General features: G+C 52.8%; 19 protein-coding genes. 11 read left to right on the top strand and 8 right to left on the bottom strand.

Translation table 11 applies throughout. The features are described from left to right. Nucleotides 1–195 precede the first annotated feature (195 nt). The 5 genes from AC0LWF_RS21265 to AC0LWF_RS21245 all read right to left on the bottom strand — a co-directional run bounded on the left by AC0LWF_RS21265 (nucleotide 196) and on the right by AC0LWF_RS21245 (nucleotide 3,279). Entirely contained in the window at nucleotides 196–453 is a 258-nt protein-coding gene (locus AC0LWF_RS21265) for a hypothetical protein (protein ID WP_474653542.1), read from the bottom strand. 272 nt (nucleotides 454–725) lie between these two features. Then, nucleotides 726–1,490, bottom strand: a complete 765-nt coding sequence (locus AC0LWF_RS21260; RefSeq protein ID WP_474653541.1) for a GNAT family N-acetyltransferase — start codon at nucleotides 1,488–1,490, stop codon at nucleotides 726–728. 129 nt (nucleotides 1,491–1,619) lie between these two features. After that, a complete protein-coding gene (locus tag AC0LWF_RS21255; protein ID WP_474653540.1) occupies nucleotides 1,620–2,039 on the bottom strand; it encodes a GNAT family N-acetyltransferase in 420 nt (139 codons plus the stop codon). Continuing rightward, nucleotides 2,030–2,605, bottom strand: coding sequence for a histidine phosphatase family protein (locus tag AC0LWF_RS21250; protein WP_474653539.1), 576 nt, complete (start codon nucleotides 2,603–2,605; stop codon nucleotides 2,030–2,032). Before AC0LWF_RS21250 ends, AC0LWF_RS21255 begins: the two co-directional genes overlap by 10 nt. Before the next feature lie 29 nt (nucleotides 2,606–2,634). Beyond that, complete coding sequence (locus tag AC0LWF_RS21245) at nucleotides 2,635–3,279, bottom strand: DUF2238 domain-containing protein (RefSeq protein ID WP_474653538.1); 645 nt, start codon at nucleotides 3,277–3,279, stop codon at nucleotides 2,635–2,637. Nucleotides 3,280–3,698: 419 nt separating this feature from the next. Between AC0LWF_RS21245 and ilvA the strand changes: the two genes are divergently transcribed. The 6 genes from ilvA to AC0LWF_RS21215 all read left to right on the top strand — a co-directional run bounded on the left by ilvA (nucleotide 3,699) and on the right by AC0LWF_RS21215 (nucleotide 8,032). Next, nucleotides 3,699–4,973, top strand: a complete 1,275-nt coding sequence (gene ilvA, locus AC0LWF_RS21240) for a threonine ammonia-lyase IlvA (RefSeq protein WP_474653537.1) — start codon at nucleotides 3,699–3,701, stop codon at nucleotides 4,971–4,973. 258 nt (nucleotides 4,974–5,231) lie between these two features. Continuing rightward, nucleotides 5,232–6,410, top strand: a complete 1,179-nt coding sequence (locus AC0LWF_RS21235; RefSeq protein ID WP_474653536.1) for an MFS transporter — start codon at nucleotides 5,232–5,234, stop codon at nucleotides 6,408–6,410. 42 nt (nucleotides 6,411–6,452) lie between these two features. Beyond that, a complete protein-coding gene (locus AC0LWF_RS21230) occupies nucleotides 6,453–7,058 on the top strand; it encodes a TVP38/TMEM64 family protein (protein WP_474653535.1) in 606 nt (201 codons plus the stop codon). Nucleotides 7,059–7,121: 63 nt separating this feature from the next. Beyond that, entirely contained in the window at nucleotides 7,122–7,445 is a 324-nt protein-coding gene (locus AC0LWF_RS21225; RefSeq protein WP_474653534.1) for a zinc ribbon domain-containing protein, read from the top strand. 115 nt (nucleotides 7,446–7,560) lie between these two features. Then, nucleotides 7,561–7,704 carry a hypothetical protein gene (locus AC0LWF_RS21220; RefSeq protein WP_474653533.1) on the top strand — a complete coding sequence of 48 codons (144 nt, stop codon included), beginning with the start codon at nucleotides 7,561–7,563 and terminating at the stop codon, nucleotides 7,702–7,704. Between the two features lie 40 nt (nucleotides 7,705–7,744). Continuing rightward, the gene (locus AC0LWF_RS21215) at nucleotides 7,745–8,032 is read left to right on the top strand and encodes a transposase (protein ID WP_474653532.1); all 288 of its coding nucleotides are present in this window, start codon (nucleotides 7,745–7,747) and stop codon (nucleotides 8,030–8,032) included. A 95-nt stretch (nucleotides 8,033–8,127) separates the two neighbouring features. Here AC0LWF_RS21215 and AC0LWF_RS21210 read toward each other — a convergent pair whose 3' ends face one another. After that, a complete protein-coding gene (locus AC0LWF_RS21210; RefSeq protein WP_474653531.1) occupies nucleotides 8,128–9,168 on the bottom strand; it encodes an FUSC family protein in 1,041 nt (346 codons plus the stop codon). Then, nucleotides 9,165–10,304 (bottom strand): DNA alkylation repair protein, encoded by a 1,140-nt coding sequence (locus AC0LWF_RS21205; RefSeq protein WP_474653530.1) that lies wholly within the window; start codon nucleotides 10,302–10,304, stop codon nucleotides 9,165–9,167. The genes AC0LWF_RS21210 and AC0LWF_RS21205 overlap by 4 nt, the downstream gene beginning before the upstream one ends. A 111-nt stretch (nucleotides 10,305–10,415) precedes the next feature. Here AC0LWF_RS21205 and AC0LWF_RS21200 point away from each other — a divergent pair, with 111 nt between their 5' ends. From AC0LWF_RS21200 to AC0LWF_RS21180, 5 genes are all read left to right on the top strand, one after another. Continuing rightward, nucleotides 10,416–11,369 (top strand): diacylglycerol/lipid kinase family protein, encoded by a 954-nt coding sequence (locus AC0LWF_RS21200; protein WP_474653529.1) that lies wholly within the window; start codon nucleotides 10,416–10,418, stop codon nucleotides 11,367–11,369. Nucleotides 11,370–11,424: 55 nt separating this feature from the next. Further along, nucleotides 11,425–11,922: a large conductance mechanosensitive channel protein MscL gene (gene mscL / locus AC0LWF_RS21195; protein ID WP_474653528.1), complete on the top strand. Its 498-nt coding sequence runs from the start codon at nucleotides 11,425–11,427 to the stop codon at nucleotides 11,920–11,922. Between the two features lie 3 nt (nucleotides 11,923–11,925). Then, nucleotides 11,926–12,615 (top strand): NUDIX hydrolase, encoded by a 690-nt coding sequence (locus AC0LWF_RS21190; protein ID WP_474653527.1) that lies wholly within the window; start codon nucleotides 11,926–11,928, stop codon nucleotides 12,613–12,615. Nucleotides 12,616–13,837: 1,222 nt separating this feature from the next. Next, complete coding sequence (locus AC0LWF_RS21185) at nucleotides 13,838–14,062, top strand: hypothetical protein (protein WP_474653526.1); 225 nt, start codon at nucleotides 13,838–13,840, stop codon at nucleotides 14,060–14,062. 171 nt (nucleotides 14,063–14,233) lie between these two features. After that, nucleotides 14,234–14,626 carry a hypothetical protein gene (locus tag AC0LWF_RS21180; RefSeq protein ID WP_474653525.1) on the top strand — a complete coding sequence of 131 codons (393 nt, stop codon included), beginning with the start codon at nucleotides 14,234–14,236 and terminating at the stop codon, nucleotides 14,624–14,626. Nucleotides 14,627–14,889: 263 nt separating this feature from the next. Here the strand turns inward: AC0LWF_RS21180 and AC0LWF_RS21175 are convergent. Next, nucleotides 14,890–16,129: fibronectin type III domain-containing protein (locus AC0LWF_RS21175; protein ID WP_474653524.1), on the bottom strand; the 1,240-nt coding region annotated here is incomplete at its 5' end.

Raw genomic sequence — 16,129 nt, 5'->3', positions numbered from 1 at the left:
CGAAAATAACTCGCCTTCAGATTTCTAACGAACCACAGACACGCTATTGCTGCCAAACGAACCTCTTTTGCCCCAGAAAAAGCTCGATAGCGTTGCTTAAGTTCGTTACAGTTTCAAAAGTGCCGAATTCCGCTGAATAAGGTTATTACGGTTCGTTAGCCCGCAACAACACGCAACACAAAGAAAACCAGGCTCCTAACGGCGGCCTGGTTTTCTTCTGTTCCCTATCCAATTGAAGCTCGCAACTACGACGCTATATACCGCGAGCAGCACGACAACGAGAGCAACGTACCCGATCCATCCAACATTCACCGCCAAGAAATAGCTGTCATGATACGCATAATCTTGGAGTGCTCGGTTTCTATGATCGACGAAATAATTAAGCGCGAAGTAGATTAACCAAGGTACAACCAGCGCACCAGTCAAGCCACGCGCAAACTGCCGTAATGTCATCCTACTCCTCCGCTCCTCTCTCCAACCGCCTATGTAGGTTTTCCACCCAGCACTTTGCTGCTCAGTTACGCTAAGAGAACCTATATGATCTCTCAACGTCGAAACAAACTAATTTTGTAGCCGAGAGAACGTATATGATCTCTCAGAGGTGATATTGGCTATTTTCGCTGTCTGAGTCCTTCCGAGAGAGCAAATATGATCTCTCAGCATTCAATGGGCTTCAATTGAAGAGTTAAGAGAACCAATACGATCTCTCAGAGTACGTAATAAAGTTAAGCCCCATAATTCTTAAAATCTATCTCCAAAAACCGCGCCACTTCCGGCACCCAACGGCCTTCTACGAAGTCAACGTGAACCGGATGAGCGTTGTAGGCCTCGTAATCTGCCTGATTATCGAACACCATGGAGAAGCCATATTGGTAGTCGTTCTTGACGCTCACTTGATTGAACACCTGGAAGTTACGAACGACTGGAATAGACGTCAACAAGCGCTCGCCATCCTTCAGAAACTGCTCGGCCTCCACCGATCCTGCTGCATGCTTCAAATCAAAAATCACCATATGTTGAATGCTGTTGTTTTCCACTTTCTGTTCCTCCTCGATTGTTTGATTGAATAGTAACTCATGAGTAATACTCTCACTTCCATCCACCGATTGGAACCCTAGTGAACGATAAAATATATCCGCCTCCGGACTACCGCTCCGCAAGACGAGCCGATCATACGCGAAGGAGCTCCCATTCTCAGCATACTCCATTATCGCTTTCATAAGTGCACGGGCAACGCCCTGCCTGCGATACGCCGAAGCCACATAAACTCGCCTCACGCGACCAGCCGCTTGCCTTGCCATATCATGCAGCTCTCGATTAAGCCCGCCAACGCCAGCCACCTGGCCATCAACTCTCACCACGAACAGCACTTCACCTTCGCGATCGAACCGATTAGAACCATCATGATAGTTGCTCACGAGCCGCCCGACATGGCGGAATCCCTGCGCTTCACTCTCGGTCAGCAGCGAAGTCAGATCGTAGTCCTCCAAACGCTCTACTTTGCAGATATCAATATGCAGCCTCGACCAGCCTCGCTTTCTAGCTTTCTAGCTTTCTAGCTTTCTAGCCTCCAGCTTCCCAGCTTCCAGATCTTGCGTTCTCCCGCTCCCCTAGCTTCCCTATGTATCCTTCGAAAACAGCAAAATCCCTGACCGCTTCTGCCAGCCCGTCCGAGCCCAAAACCGCCCTCCGATTGCATTGTCCTCCAGTACGAAAAGATGGCATTTGGAAATGCCCGCTTCGCGCAGCCTGCCAAGCGACAGCTGAACCAGTCGCTGTCCGATGCCTCTTCCTCGCGTATTCGGAGACACGGCAACATGATAGATGAACCCGCGCCTGCCGTCGTGACCGCCTAGTATCGTGCCTAGCAGTTCGCCTTCCGTCTCGCAAACAAAGCTGCAGCCTGGATTGCGCAGCAAATACGCTTCGACCTCTTCCTTGGAGTCGGCGCTGCTGAGCACCATCCCTTCGGTCTTCGCCCATAGCGAGTAAGCAGCCTCGTAATCGCCAATCGTCATTTCCCGATAGATCAACTCCATAGCCGTCTCACCTCCATCAACTGCTCGCCTTCAAACTCCGCTTCATACAAATCAGGCATCGTGGTGCTTTGCCAGAATGCATAATCGTACTTTTCATCGAACGCATTCAGCAGCATCACCATAATGTTCCCATGCGTCCCAACGGCAACGGTTTGGCCTTGATGCTCGCGAAGCAGCTGCTTAATGACCGGAAGCGCCCGCTGCTGGGCTTCCGCGAACGACTCTCCCCCTGGCAGCGCGAAGCGTTTGTCCTCGAAGGACTGCTGAATCGCCCCGTGGAACTCTTCCCCGGTAAGCGGATATTCGGAACCATGCAGCTGGCGTTCCCGAAGCGCGTCATAGCAAACAATCGGCAGTCTACGGGCATCCGCTAACCCTTGCAGCGTAAGCATCGCCCGCCGATACGGGCTGGAGACAACATGATCGATATTCATTTCACAAATCGTCTCAGCAACGCGAATCAAGGAGGCTTGTCCACGCTCGGATAACCCTCGCGTCCGGTCATGCTCAGGCACAAAAGGGCCGGCGGACTCCGCATGTCTAACGAAGATTAGCTTTGTTCGCACTCGAATCCCCTCCCCAGAAATGACGTGTTTCACTCATTATATTCCATTTCCGGCGGCGGTGTATCTGAATTTTTCCTCCACAGCTTTCTGCAAAATACGATTACAGCTACTGCGAGAATTGCCCCATACAGCGTCATCTCCATGTCATGCTGCGAATCCCAGATGTCCCCCTGCATTCCGAGAAAATCTTGCCCTTCCTTCTTTGGCGCGAGGAATACGACGTACATTTCCCCGATCTCATAGAGCGCACCGAAGCCAAGCAGAATCCACGGCGTAAGCAGATATGCCCATAGCCGGCGTGTCCGACCAACGCGAGTAAGCAGCTCAATTGCAGGATAGCTGAGCAGCAGGCCGAAGCCGCAATGGACGATACGGTCATACATGTTCCGCTTCAAATGAAACAGCGACTTCATCCACCGATCGACCGGCGTCTCGTGATACGCATAATGAGCGCCAATCGTATGAAGCATGATCAGCAGAAGGATCAACGTATAAGACAGCCTGCTGAATGTAAACCTGCGATAGCTGATTGCGAGCACAAGGATCGCGACAACGTTCAATATATTTTCCATCCACCAGTCGAGTACGCTGTTCGGGTGAATCGCGAGCAGCACCCAGAAGACGAGGAATAGAACGATCTCGATGTGCAGCACATAATTGCGCCGAAATGGCAATTTTACCCCTCCAATTCCTGTCACGAACAAACCCGTTGACAATTGCCCCTTCTGGGGAGTATAACAAGAATAATTCGAAATTATGAAAATTCTACTGACGGGAACACGCGCATTTGCGAGAAGGCATCCCCCAGAGAGCCGGTACCTGCTGAAAGCCGGCGTTTGCCAAGCATTTGCTGTATCCTCCCCGAGAATCCGTGCCGAACCTTTAACAGTAAGCACGGACGGAATCCGCCGTTACACGGAGCACGTATGATCGTACGTGACAAAGGAGCCGTTATGTCATCCGCCAGCGATTAGGCGTGATGCGCATACGGAATTAGGGTGGTAACGCGAGATACGAATCTCGTCCCTTTCGGGGCGGGATTTTTTTATTTGCTCAGTTGTGTTTGGGAGAGGATGAAAGGAGCATGAAGGCTATGGCTAATGAATGGGACTACAGCGGCACACACACCGTTGGACTGACGGAGATCGCACAGGCGCAAATGCATGTAAAAGAAGTGGCGGCACGCACGCCGCTGCAGCAGAATCGGGTGCTGTCGGAGCGTTATGGCTGCAACGTGCTGCTGAAACGAGAGGACCTGCAAGTAGTTCGCTCCTTCAAGCTGCGCGGCGCTTATCATCTGATTAAGTCGCTGCCGGAGGAGCGTCTGCTCCGCGGCGTCGTCTGCGCAAGCGCAGGCAACCACGCGCAAGGCGTTGCGTACTCCTGTCGCACGCTCGGCATCCCTGGTAAAATCTACATGCCAAGCACGACGCCGCGCCAGAAGGTCACCCAAGTGGCGTTCTTCGGCGGATCGGATGTCGAAATCATCCTGACAGGTGACACCTTCGACGATGCGTTCAATGAGGCAATCAAAGCTAGCCGCAAGGATGATCTCGCCTTCATCCATCCTTTCGACGATCCGAAGATTATTGCAGGCAACGGCACAATCGGCAAAGAGATTATGGAAGCGGTCGATTCTGCACCAGACTTCGTATTTGTCACAATCGGCGGCGGCGGTCTTGCTGCAGGCGTTGCCGCTTATGTGAAAGCCGTATCTCCAAGCACGAAGATTATCGGCATCGAGCCAGAAGGTGCGCCATCTATGCGCGCATCGCTGGATGCCGGCGAAGTGTTGACGCTGGATACGATCGATAAGTTCGTTGACGGCGCCGCAGTGAAGCGGGTCGGCGAGCTGACGTTCCGCATGTGCCGCGAAATGCTCGACGATATTATTATCGTGCCGGAAGGCAAAGCATGTACGGCGATGCTCGATCTGTACAACGAGAACGCGATTGTGGTAGAACCTGCAGGCTCGCTGCCGATTGCGGCGCTTGACCTATACCGTGAACAAATCGCTGGCAAAACAGTCGTCTGCGTCATTAGCGGCGGCAACAACGACGTCGACCGGATGCAAGAAATTAAGGAGCGGTCGCTCGTCTTCGAAGGGCTGAAGCATTATTTTATGGTCAGCTTCCCGCAGCGTGCCGGCGCCCTTCGCGAATTTCTCGATGAGGTGCTCGGACCGGACGATGACATCACGCGGTTTGAATATACGAAGAAGCATAATAAGGATAACGGCCCTGCCCTTGTCGGCATCGAGCTGAAGAACCGTCAAGATTATGAACCGCTCGTCGAACGGATGAACAAGAAAGGCCTCAATTTCGTGGAGCTGAACAAAGACCCTGTCCTGTTCAATCTGCTCATCTAATACTTGCTGATATCGAATGCCCGACTGCTCCTAACGAGCGGACGGGCTTTTTTTGCAATGTTTTGGCGTGTTTAGGGGAAACCTGATAATACTTTGTGAAACGTACTGATCATCCGATTCGTAAATGGAGGGGCAGTGACTCTTCGATAGATATACTGGCTGCATGGCTTGGTTGGATTTTTGTACCAGCTTGCATATAATGAAGAAGCCTGCCCGCCCGTTGTTCCCGAATCGTGGATGCAAAGGGGATTCAGACACATGCCGAAACGATTATTTTCACGCGAAATTATTCTGTTCTCCGTCATTCTGTTCTTCGTCGAATTCGTGCGAGGGGCTGCACTTATCAGCTTCCTGCCCATCTACGGGGAAAAAATGCTCGGTTTATCGCTCGATATTATCGGCATTGCGATAACCGCCCACTACTTAACCGATACCGCGCTGAAGATGGCGATCGGTTATCTGCTTGACCGGTTCTCAATTCGTTTCGTCGTACATACCGGCTTGTTTGTCTCGCTCATCGGCATCTTTCTCGTCCCTTTCGCACATGTTCCTTGGCTCTTCATTGTAGCCGCAGCATTATACGGGGTAGGCATCTCGCCAATCTGGATCGTCTGCTTAACGAAAGTGTCGGATGACCGTCGGGCGATGCAAATGGGCTTCCTCTATACGATCTGGTTCATCGGTATCGGTGCCGGACCGATCGTTAGCAACCTGCTGCTCGATTATAGCAAGTCCTTCACCTACTACCTGCTCCTTGGGTTCGCACTGCTCTGCTGGCTGCTCTCGCTATTCATTAACAACAGCAAGGCGCCAGGCGCAGCAACGTCACTTCCGCTTCGGGAGCAGTTCGTCATTCTGAAAGACCGTCTTCGCCATATGCGACTGCTGCTGCCTGGCATGGTGCTGCAGACGATGGGCGCTGGGATGCTCGTCCCTATTCTGCCTAGCTTCGCCGAGAACAAGCTTGGCATGAACGGTGCGCAATATTCGCTGCTTCTGACGGCCGGAGGCGCCTGCACGGTGCTTGGCCTCATTCCGCTTGGCCGCTTATCGGACATCCTTGGCGGCAAGAAATGGTTTCTCGTGCTCGGCTTCGTCTTCATTGGCGTCTCGCTGTACCTGCTTTCGCTCGCACCGCCGATGTGGGAGTGCATCGTATTGACCGGAGTGCTCGGCCTCTCGTATGCGACGCTGCTTCCTGCTTGGAATGCGCTGCTCGCCAACTATGTGCCCCCGAAGCAGCAAGGGCTCGGATGGGGCATCTTCTCCACTGTTGAAGGCATTGGCGGCATGATTGGGCCTGTCATCGGCGGTACGCTTGCTACTTGGCAAGGCCAGTCGGCAGTGCTGTGGTACAGCGGCATTATGTACGCCGTTATCGGATTTTTCTATATTTGGTTCCCATTCCGTGCGTTTAGAGAGAAAGAAGTGTCATAAAGCTGCGGTTTACCGGGATGAGGTTAGGGGAGAGTTACACGCATGGATTATTATCGAGATTGGATTCACTCACTTAAAAATCTAGACCTCGAGCATCTACAGCGGACGCTCGAGAGTTATAAGGCATACGGTCCGCTGCCGGGCATTCTACTCCCTTTGGCGGAATCGTTCCTGCCGGTGCTGCCGCTGCTCGTATTCGTCGCTGCCAACGCTAATATTTATGGGCTATGGCTGGGTTCCTTACTATCCTGGATCGGCGTCTGCAGCGGCTCGCTTCTGCTGTTCTGGATCTCGCGCAGGCTAGGCGGCCATCTAAGCGGCTGGATCCGCCGCAAATTTCCGCGCGCCTCGAAGCTGCTCGTGTTTATTGAGAAACGCGGCTTTACACCGGTGTTTCTATTCGCTTGCTTTCCTTTCTCGCCCTCTGCTTTCATCAATGTCGTCTCTGGACTTAGCCGTATCTCCTTCGGTTCATTCGTCCTCGCGATTCTGCTCGGCAAAGCCGTCATGATCCTGAGCGTATCGGTGCTTAGCTTCGATATCGGCGATTTGACCAAGCAGCCTTGGCGGATCATTCTTGCCCTCGTACTGCTCGTTGCGATGTGGCTGGGCGGCAAGAAGCTGGAGACCCGCTATCATCTTAAGTAATCTTAGGTAATCTTAAGCAATAAGCAAATGACCTTGAACTGAACGAAATGGGGAACCTCAGCCATGATGAATACGATTGCAACCGTTATTGTTCTTACCGTTGCCGGCGCACTCGTTGCGGCGATGATCGTCATGATCCGAATCTCCGGTGACGACTCCGGCAAGCATACCGATTTAAAGCAGTTCGTGGAAGCGCTGTTTGGCGGATCTGCCTCGCATGCTGCCAGCAAGGAGTCGCCCGAAGAGCGACAGGCGGAGAACGCCATGGCCTTGCAAGCTGCGGCCAAGCAGCCTTTCACGGAGCCGTGTCCTGCCTGTGGCGATCCTGTCACTCATCAAGACGTCGATTGCCCATCCTGCGGATTGCGGCTGCTGTCGCCGCAATGATAACGGCTGCTGGCACAGCCCCCAGTCTCACCTATTCTACATAGTTTCTCCTCCCTCGTGGCACACTGAGAAAGGCATTTCAATTATTATGACCTATCGATCAGGAGGCCACCATATGTCAGGCGAACAACCGTCCCACCTGCAAGTGAAAGCTAGCAAGGCGCAGTCGAAAGCAGATCGGACAGGCGCAGGCAAAGCTGAGGCGAGCTCAGCGCAATCCGCTGCTGACCGCGCCGCTGTTCCTAAGCATGGCCTGTAGGCTGCGGCTGACCGATGAGACTTTTCAGGAGGAGAACGTGATGAACGAACAATTAGGGCATAATCAGATGGACCCGGTGTCAGGTGAGCCCGTTGAGGTAGATGGTGTTTATAAGAACGAGATTGGGCGTGAGGAGCATCTGAAGCGCAATGATGTCTTCCCTGCTGACCCGAATATCGGGACTACGGAATGGGAGCTCGTCCAGCTCGACTTCGATAATCACCATGAAGGCAAAACCGATGAGCGGCTTACGCCGAAGAAGGAAATTACGCAGCATGAAGCGCATCTGCAGCATCCGCGCAGACATCCCGACGATGTTGATAAATAATTGCCTAAACTAAACGTATGACGATAAACGCCCTTGTACCTGCCAGCGATGAGCAATAGTTGCTCTTCGCAGAGGCGGATACAAGGGCGTTTTGGTCATTGCAGACTCAGCTCTGCAGCGCCTTCACGCTGCTGCACCTGATCTGCCACTTTGTCGAGCCGGCGTAAATGATAGCCGTACTCCAGCATCGACGATGCTACGAACACAAGGCGCTTGTTCTGCCCGTGTTCCTCATGCAGGTAACTCGTCAGCTGCTCAATCAGCCGATCCTCCCGTTCCTGTTCAGGCTCAATCGTCGCGAACGGCTTCATTTTGCCGGCAAGCTTGAGCAGGATATGCTCGTGATACTTCGCCAGCTCCTCGATTTGCGCATCGAACCGCTTCGCCCATCTCTCCGCATCCGCCGCCGAGAAATAATGCTCCTCTACGACTTCGAGCAGATCGACGCCTTTATGCAGCGCTTTAATGAGATGCTTGGACAGAATAAGCTGCCTCGCCCGCGCAACCTTGCGCTTCGGAAGGATCGAGCGTTCCTCCTCAAACAGCAAGTACGCCTCATCCAGCTTGCGCAGAATGCCGACCAGCTTCTCCTTCTCCCTGCGGTGCACATCCTCCTTCATCTCATTCGAGATAGCGAGGCGCAGCAGGAGCGACAGCTGGTTGTAGGCCTCTTGAACTTGACTGACGAACTGCTTGCGCGGACGCGGCGGAATAATGAGCGTGTTCACGGCAAAAGCGGCCGCCATCCCTGTCAGCACCATGAGGACGCGGTCGAGCGCGAACGTCCAACCTTCCTGATTCGCTTCCATAACCGCTACAACCGTAACCAGCGTAAGGCCGATCGTGCTCTCCATCCGCAGCTTGATGCTAATAAGAATGACGATAATACAAACAAGTCCGACCGCAATCGGCGCCGTCCCGAACAGACGAACCGCCGCCAGTGCGACAGCGGCGCCGAGCAAATTGGTTTGGAGCTGATCGACGACCTGCTGCCAGGATCTGGAAATGGACGGCTGAATGGTAAAGATCGAAGCAACGGCTGCGATGATCGGGGAGGCAAAGCCGAGCATATTGCTCAGGTAGACAGCCAGAGCGACGGCAAGCCCCGTCTTCAGAACTCGTGCGCCAATTGTCATTCCACACCGCTCCTTATGACAGACTCAGACAAATGAATGTTCGTCTCGGCGACCGGAAGGCCGTTCACCACAAGAGTCAGCCTATGTAGCCCCTCATAATGCTTACGTGTCGATAAATCCTTCCAGCTAAGCTTCTTCGCGCCTGAGAAGCTAGTCCCCGGCGCAGCTTTCTTGTCGGATACAAGGAATCGTTTCTCCGTCACCTTGCCGCCGGACTTCACATAGAAGACGCCGAGCACCACGCGTAGACGCAGCAGCTCTGTGCTTGGCGACTGGCGAAGCTTCACTTCGTAGCGAAGCTCGCTATCTTCGCCGATGCGCACTTCCTGCGAGAGCGACTGCAGCGCTGCGTGCTCGACGAAGCCTTCCGCGTCATCGCTGTGCTCCTCATAGCCGAACAGCGCCATGATTTCCGGGTCCGCCGCTTTGATGAGGGTACGGCAGCCATGGCGAACGATCCAGTCCGTCCACTGGTGATGACCGCTCCAGCGCTTCGCGATTTCTCGCACAATCGCTGGATGATCCTTCGCGATATCGTTCAAATTATTAGCGACACTCTTTCGTACATAAAGCGATGGATCGCACTTCAATAGCTCAAGCAGCGGCACGATCGGTGACGGATCCTTCTTGTACATCGTCAAGGCCGGCGCCCACGGCAGGCGCGGTCTACAGCCCTCGCTGGCAAGCCGGCGTACATGCTCGTTGGGGCTCAACGCCCATTCCAGCATACGCGCGAGCGTGCGCTCTGGCGCTTGCATCAAGAACGGCCGGATCGCGAACTCAGCTGAGGACTGCACTGTGAAGCGCGCAAGCGCGTCCAAGGAACGCTCGTGATGCTGCTCTTCCAGACCATACACCTCAACAAAATCAGGGAAAAATAAGTACGGGAAGCCTGCGCACTGCTCATGAATGGCAAGCAATACACCGAGTGCCTCCGGGTATGATGCAGGCAAAGTTGCCCCAAGTGCGTGCGTAATGCGCCGAATTCGGCCCTTCAGCTCAAGCGCCTCCCAGCCGTCACCCATGACGAGCCGGATAAACGCCTCTTGCTCAAAAGGTGCCCACGCGGAGGCGACGCGCGCCGCGAATTGCCGCAGAAACGGCAGGTCATACATTGCTTTTAACGGTTCAGCCATATCTTGTCTTACCTCCTTCCGTTATTATAGCCGATTCTGCTGCAAAAAGAAGTTGGCGAGCCTGTACACCGCCCCTTATAATGAGTGCAAGTCGTTAGGAGGAGTCGCGTCATGTGGATATTCGTAGTTAATGAACGAGCTGGAAGCGGCCGTGGGAAAACAATATGGAAGCTTGTTGAAGCCGAGCTGCGGCGCAGAAGCCTTCCGTATCAAGCGGTCATAGCGGCTTCAGCGGAGACGGCGTGCGAGGAATTGCGAAGCCTGCTTGCGCGGAGCCAGAGCAGCTTGAGCAGCAATGACTCGAATCCGGAAGTGAGAGCGGTTGCAGTGATCGGCGGCGACGGCACGGTCCATAGTATCCTGCCGCTTCTTGCAGGCAGCGGCGTTCCGCTCGGACTCATCCCGTCCGGCTCCGGCAACGATACAGCGCGCGCCTTCGACATTCCGAAGCAGCCGCTTGCAGCGCTGGAACGTGTGCTTCAAGGCGAGGCTATGCCGATCGACTTAATAATGATTGGCGATGGGGGCAAACAGCCTAGACCTATTCTGACAGCACTCGCTGTCGGCTTCGACGCAGCAATCGCGTCTGCGGTGAATCGCTCTTCATATAAGAAGCTATGTAATAAGCTTGGCGTCGGCTCGCTTGCCTACCTCATCGCCCTCATACACATGCTGCTGACTTATCGCCCTCGCCTGATGACGGTGACGGTTGACGGTACGCCACATGTGTACAAGCGCGGCTGGATGGCTGCGATCTGCAACGTACCCGCTTACGGAGGCGGCCTGCGTATCTGCCCGGAGGCATCGCCTTCCGACGGACTGCTTGATATTTGCATTGTGCATACGTGCACGCCGCTGCAGCTGCTTCGTCTTTTCCCTACACTGCTCACAGGTAAGCATGTCCGACTACCGTTCGTGACAATGCTGCGCGGTGGCCGCGTATCGGTGACCGGGGATTCTGTCGAAGGAGCTGCGTCTATCTCCGCATTCGGAGACGGCGAACCGGCCTGCGAGGTGCCTCTTGAGGTGGAAGCTGCTTCAAATCGGCTGCTTTTGGTGAGATAATCTTTGAACGTTTTCTCGATTTCGATATAATAGGGCAGAAGGAGTTGATAGCATCATGAAAATTTTAAAAGAGTTTAGAGAGTTCGCCGTCCGAGGCAACGTGCTCGATCTTGCTGTCGGGGTAATCATAGGTGGTGCGTTTGGCAAAATCGTCACCTCACTCGTGAACGACATCATTATGCCGCCGATCAGCAAGCTCATGGGCAATGTCAATCTGGTGGATAAGTTTTTCTTGCTCTCCCATGTGGACAAGCGTCCTGATACATTGGCAAAAGCACAGGCAGAATCGGTCTCTGTCATCGCATACGGCAATTTTATTAACGTTGTTCTCGATTTCACCATCGTTGCCTTCTGTATCTTCATGATCGTGAAGGGGGCTAACACGCTCCGCCGTATCGGCACCAAGGAACCAGAGGTCGTAGCTAACCCTGAACCGACCGATAAGGACTGCCCGTACTGCTTGACCAAAATTCCGATCAAAGCAACGCGCTGCGGTCACTGCACCTCGCATCTGACAGAAATGCCAGATGGCGTACAGGAAGGCTTGGCCTAACCGTTGGCGGCGCACGATTCGAACGATAATGGCGCTGACGCAGCTGTTCCCGCTTCCTCCGCTGAGGAAGAGCAGTTCGATTATTACGACGAAGCCGGTAACTGGCTCGGCACAGCAAGCCGCAGCGACGTACATGCGCGCGGGCTGTGGCACCGCTCCATTCATTGCTGGCTGGCGCGGCGGGACGGCGAGCGCAGGCTTGTCCTGTTTCAGCAGCGCTGTGAAGACAAAGACACGTTCCCGAGCCACTTCGACGTTACCGCTGCCGGCCATCTAAGCGCCGGCGAAACGATGCGCGATGCCGCTCGGGAAATCGAAGAAGAGCTCGGCGCATATGTACCGTTCGATGCGCTCATCCCGCTTGGCGAAGCCCGCAAGGAAACGGCGGGCTTCGCCAAAGGCGTGGACTTCATCGATCGCGAGGCGAGCGAAGTATTCGGCTTTATTTACGACGCGCCGCTCGCTTCACTAACGCTGCAGCCGGAAGAAGTGGCCGGGATTTACGAAGCCGATCTCGAAGCGATGATTGCGCTGTTTGAGGGTCGGCAGGATCACGCAGCGGCGGCCGGTTTCCGACTTGGCTCTGATCAGCAGCCAGTAGCGGCTTCCGTTCAAGTAAAGGCTTCGGATTTCGTGCCAAGGCCTGCAAGCTACTATTCCGGTGTATTCCGCGCTTTACTGCTCTCCCTTTGAGCAGTAAAGCGCTTTTTTTTTGGCTACTTTTTCCCGGATTCTTCGACTTCGACTTAGACTGTGACTGCGGCTGTAGCTGCGGTACGGCGGCGATACCAGCCTCGATGCCGCCTCTGCCCGCGTTCGGTTGGCCCGTTGCGCGTTCCCAGTTCGTATACCACTGATCGATGAGCCCGTGGATTTTGTAGAACATCGTAGTGGCCGGCGCAATGTCGAAGTCGTTCAGCGCCTCTTCGTTATACCATCTCGCCGCCTCTTGATGAATGCAGCCGTGCAAGTTCGTGCCTTCAATAAACAAGCCAAGCTGATCCAGCGTCGCGAAGGACTGCGGGTTATTCACCACGCGGGCTTCAGCCGCACGGTTGTAGCACGGGGCGTTACGAATGACTTCAGGCACACTCGGCCAAGCCGCCACAAGCTGCGGATCGAGGCCCTGAGCGTTATACCACTGCAGTGCTTTTCGAATAAAATACCGGTGGAATTGCATAAACTCCTGCCCGTAGCCAGGCGGCAGCAGAGCCGGGTTATCATGATGATGAGTATGGTGCCAGCGCATATGCTCATCTAATAAGGCTCGCGGGAAATTCGGTATAAACGGCATACCCTCACCTCCATAGTCAAATGGCCATTTGCTCCTAGCTTATGCCGCCGCGCCAACATCGGTTCACAACAAAACAGATTGCCTCCGCTTTTACAAGCGACCTCTCTTAGATACCCTCCACGGTGTCTAGAAATAAAGGGATACCCTCTCAAAATCCATTATTGTAGTAGTAAGTTAGCCTTGCCGTTTGCTAGTAAACTCTCATATTTTAATTGAGAGTCAAAGAAAGGAGGCTAAATATATGGGTTGTGGTTTTTGTGGAGGTTTTGGTAGAGGCTTTAATGGAGTCCCAAGCATACTATTCCGTCTCTCTCCTGGGGTACGCGTAGACGTTGTATTTGACCACACTGGTCCGCAAGGGATTCAGGCTACATTTCTTGGATTTATGGGAAATTCCGCACTGTTCCTGTCCAATTGCAGAGTCTTGTACATTAATCCTCGCAGCATTCAAGCGATCTCGTTGCATTCATCTCGTAAATCATGTTAAGTCAGATCTCCATTATGTAGCGTTGCAAATCTCTCAATCTCACAAAATTCATTAATTCATTAGTAGATTAGCCTTGTCATTTGCATACAGACTCTCATATTGTATATGAGATTCATTGAAGGGAGGAAAAAGATATGAGTTGTGGTTTTGGTTTCGATAGAGGGTTTGGAGGAGCTCCAAGCATTTTGTTCCGTCTCTCTCCAGGGGTACGCGTAGACGTTGTATTTGATCACACTGGTCCACAAGGGATCCAAGCTACTTTCCTTGGCTTTGAAGGGAATTCTGCACTGTTCTTGGTCAATAATGAAGTCTTGTTTATTAATCCTCGTAGTATTCAAGCAATCTCGATTCATAATTGAAATGAATATGTAGTTTGCTAGGTCAATCCAATCTATAGCCGGCGAGGGTACGGAATTTGATCCGTGCCCCTTTTTATTGAAAATCTATGGGCACCAAGTCGTCGATACAGATTACTATGTGATGCGCAGCCCTGCCATGGCAATACATTTTTGAAAGGAGAATAGTTAGGAATGAATAAAGAAGATGATTTCGATTTCGTAGACTTCCGAGACCGAATTAAAAAGTTGAAGCAAGAGAAAATGAACAAAAACCACTGGGATCAAGATGATGTTACCGATGTGATAGAGCGTGTAAAGTCTGAAATGATGCCGGTTATTAGAGCATTTGTTGAAACTGATCGTACTTTAGAAATGCAATCCAATACATTTCGAGCAATTTATATCTCGTATGCAAACGCAAGGATATATGGGCTATGGGTGTCGGCAACCCATTTAGATAGCATCAACATCGATGCTGTGTATGATTCGATTTCGACCCGAATATACTCAGGAAGTTTCATCGAGAAAGAGATTAAAAGCGCAGTAAAAAATGCTCTATTAGATTGGTATAGCAATATTATCTAGCTGCCGTGTGCTTTCGTTTCCGGCGGAGCGCTTCAGCGTTTCGCCGAATTTAGGACGAGTATGCGCCCCAGCAACAACAAAAACGATTGTAAGCAGAGGCTTCGTTAAAGGGACAGCTGGTTTTCCATGAAACACACTCAAAAAAGCGCGATCTCCGAATCGATCGGAGACCGCGCCGTTATCGGCGAAACATTTAGTAAAAAAGCGCGGTTCCCGACTAGTTGGGAACCGCGCCTTGACGAATCATAGAACGCTTGAAACGATTAGGGGCTTGTCTGCGTCTCAACAACACTAGTAGACGTGCCCGCATTTGCGCCACCGACAACCTTCAATCGGAACATATAAGAGGTATTTGCCTTTAGTCCCGTAACGCTCGCGGTTGTTGCGGAATTCAAAATCGTTGCGCTTGTTGCTTTTTTCCAGTTCAACCCGCCATCACTGGATTGCTCAATGATGATGCTTGATGCGCGCACGGCAGCTGTCCATGTAAACATCGCGCTTGTTTTTGTCGTGGTGCCTTTCAGTGCAAAGTCGGCTATCGGTTCAGTTAGCGTAGTCGCATCCAGAACATTGGAATACCCCACATTCTGACCCCCAGTAATAAGCAAACGGAACTTCAATGATACGCCTTGCAGCAAGCCTATGATGGTTGCTTCCGATGCTTCCGGGCTGAGCGTGCCCGTTGCTGCTGGCGTCCATGTCGTGCCATTCGTGGACTGTTGAAGAACGACGGCTGTCGCTTCTTTCGCCTGCGTCCACTGCAGCGAGATGCTCGTAAGCGTTGTCGCGTCGCTTCTCATCAAGTCTGTAATTGGCTGTGGAATCGTGGTTACCGCCGTCACATTCGAAAGCCCCTCATTCATGCCGCCGACGACTCTCAAGCGGAAGCTGTACGCCTTGTTCGGCGTCAGACTTATTACCGTTGCGACTGCCGCGCTCGATGCAAGCGGCGTATCTGTTGTTGTAGACGTTTCCCAGTTCAATTGGTCTGTGGACTGCTCCACCGTAACAGCCGATGCATTCGCACCTGTACTTGGTGTCCACTTAAATGAAGCGGTAGTCGCCGTTTTACCCGTGCTTGCAAAGGTTGTGATTTGCACCGGCAATGTCTTCTCTTCAACATCATTGGAAGTTCCCGCATTAGCGCCGCCAGTTATATTCAAACGGAACTTGTATGTCGTATTCGGCGTCAAGCCCGAAACAGTTGCTGTTGTTGCGGAAGTCGCTATCGTTGCGCTCGTTGATTTTTTCCAATTCGCTCCGTCATCACTGGATTGCTCAACGATGATACCTGTTGCGCGCACGGCAGCTGTCCATGTGAACGATGCACCTGTCGTCGTTGCAGCACCTTTCAGTGCAAAATTCGCTACAGGTACCGTTAGCGTTGTCGCGTCTAGAACGGTAGAATTGCCTGCGTTCTGACCGCCGGTAACGACCAAGCGGAATTTATATGGTGCGCCTTGCGTAAGACCGGTAACGGTCGCTTGCGAAGCAGTTGGGCTG

The sequence above is a fragment of the Paenibacillus sp. sgz302114 genome, assembly GCF_056120345.1.
The sequence above is the reverse complement of the archived record's forward strand: the minus strand, read 5'-3'. Positions and strand labels throughout refer to the sequence as shown.